Source organism: Pseudoalteromonas piscicida, assembly GCF_002744175.1.
GTDB classification, from domain to species: Bacteria; Pseudomonadota; Gammaproteobacteria; order Enterobacterales; family Alteromonadaceae; genus Pseudoalteromonas; species Pseudoalteromonas piscicida_B.
Genome location: NZ_NKHF01000134.1, coordinates 1 through 1,540, shown reverse-complemented (window position 1 = coordinate 1,540; position 1,540 = coordinate 1). Strand labels below are relative to the sequence as shown.

Annotated in this window: 2 protein-coding genes; one reads left to right on the top strand and one right to left on the bottom strand. The window is 33.4% G+C overall.

Features of this window, described 5'->3' with window-relative positions:
- On the top strand, positions 1 to 795 hold a 795-nt coding region (locus CEX98_RS22085), incomplete at its 5' end, for a class I SAM-dependent methyltransferase (RefSeq protein WP_206780900.1).
- Here the strand turns inward: CEX98_RS22085 and CEX98_RS22970 are convergent.
- Positions 771 to 1,540, bottom strand: a 770-nt coding sequence (locus tag CEX98_RS22970; RefSeq protein WP_172439836.1) for a hypothetical protein, incomplete at its 5' end; no start/stop codon positions are given. The two genes, CEX98_RS22085 and CEX98_RS22970, sit on opposite strands and share 25 nt — an antisense overlap.

Sequence of the window (1,540 nt, the reverse complement as noted above, 5' to 3'; positions counted from 1 at the left end):
AAAGAAAAGTTCAACTCGGATAATAATCCCTTGAGTAGTCCTGATTGGTTGCGAGATCACCATAATGCGAAGTTAAACAGTCGGCATGAATTTGCAAAAAAACATTTGGTAAGTAATGCAAAAACATTGGTTGATCTAGGGTGCGGCACAGGTCTTTGGTTAGATATATACGACAAGCTATTGCCAGAATCCTGTGATTTCTTTGGCCTTGACGAAAGTATCGAGTCACTTAGAACTGCAGAAAAAACAGCTGAGAATTGGAAACGAGAAACCTCGTTCGCAAAGGTTGATCTATCGAACTCTTCTAAGCTACCAAAAGCTGACATTTACTTGGCATTTAATATATTTCCATATCTAAAAGAGCCTCAAAAACTACTAGAGAAAATTAAATTAGGTTTAAATCCAGGTGGGAAACTTATCATTAGACAATATGATGGATTTGATATAAATTTCGGCCCCATGGAAGCTGATTTGAAGCTATCTATTCATAATGAGCTATTTTTCTCTTTAAGTAAAAAAAACAACTTTAAACATTATGAAAGAGATAGTATTTTTAAACTAGTAACGTCATCAGGGTTCAATGTAGAGTCTATATATTTTGACAGGTTTGAGGAAATTTCACCTTATAGTGACACCTTTAAAGTATATTTGAAAAACACGATAGCATGGATGAAATTATTTCTAACTGACGTTACTTCTACAGCAGTCTGTGAATGGGAGTTTGACTACTTAGATGGTGATAAAAATAAAGTATCTTATTTTAAGGAAAGCTATTTAGTAGCGATCATGTCATGATCAAAGTTACCTGCGTTCCACAAGTGCTCAAAATGTATACAAAACATTTCGACTATTAACTTGTCCTTTGATATTAATACCACTGGGTCTACACCAACTCCTCTGTAATCCCAGTTGAATAAAACTTCCTTTTCTCCATCACTGTACTCTAAGATACAGAAGTTCATCTGTGGCTCTCGGTGATCAATTTTTCTAAATTTGTAATTACTAAATTTATTATTTTTCTGTTCAATAGATTTAAGATAAGTCTGTTTCATTTTATTTTCAGAATATCTATCACCAATATCCTTCCAAATTAATCCTTTTAAACAAAAAAGAGGAATAAGGTTTATAGTTTTGCTATAACAATCAGATTCATAAAACCTTTCATTTGCACGTTCGATGCTTTGCTCAATGTTAAGGTTAGTATTTTTCACTTCACGTAAAGAGCTGAGCCTGCTATTTATATATTCAATAGCACGTTCAGGCGTGCCTACTTTAGTTACATGTAAATATCCCTTGATCGCTTCATAAATATTATCCGAGTATTTTGATGTTTTTTTAAGCTCTAGGCTTGAAGATAAACTTTGAGCGATAATAATTATTACAATAGATATCACACCTGCAGGCACTGCTGACATCGGGTTTTGTCCAAAGTTTAATGGATCAAACTTATAACTCATATAGAATGCCAGTAAACCCAATACTGGGCCAGCAAGAATATGCACAAGCTTAGAAAAAATAAACTCTTTCAAAGTTTGATACT